1 protein-coding gene is annotated in these 245 nt (G+C 78.0%); it reads right to left on the reverse strand.

Annotated elements, in window-relative coordinates:
• On the reverse strand, window positions 1–245 hold a 245-nt coding region (locus tag PROKR_RS34330), incomplete at both ends, for an alpha/beta fold hydrolase (protein WP_036962218.1).

Below are 245 nucleotides of genomic sequence, written 5' to 3' on the forward strand. Positions count from 1 at the left end.
CGCCACCGCCGACGGCCGCTCCCGGTGCACCGCGTGCCCGGCGCCCACCACGACGCGCGCGCGCACGCTCGGGTTGCGGATCATCAGCTCGACGCCGGTGCGGGGGTGGAACAGTGCGCCCCGGGCAGGGTCGGCACCCAGCACGAGGGTGGGCACGGTCAGCCGCGTGACGACGGCGGAGTGCCGCCAGAGCGCGTTGTCACGCAGGGTGTGCGCCACGGCGGCGGCGTCCGCGGCCTTGGCGG

The organism is Promicromonospora kroppenstedtii DSM 19349 (assembly GCF_000515355.1).
Lineage (GTDB): Bacteria > Actinomycetota > Actinomycetes > Actinomycetales > Cellulomonadaceae > Promicromonospora > Promicromonospora kroppenstedtii.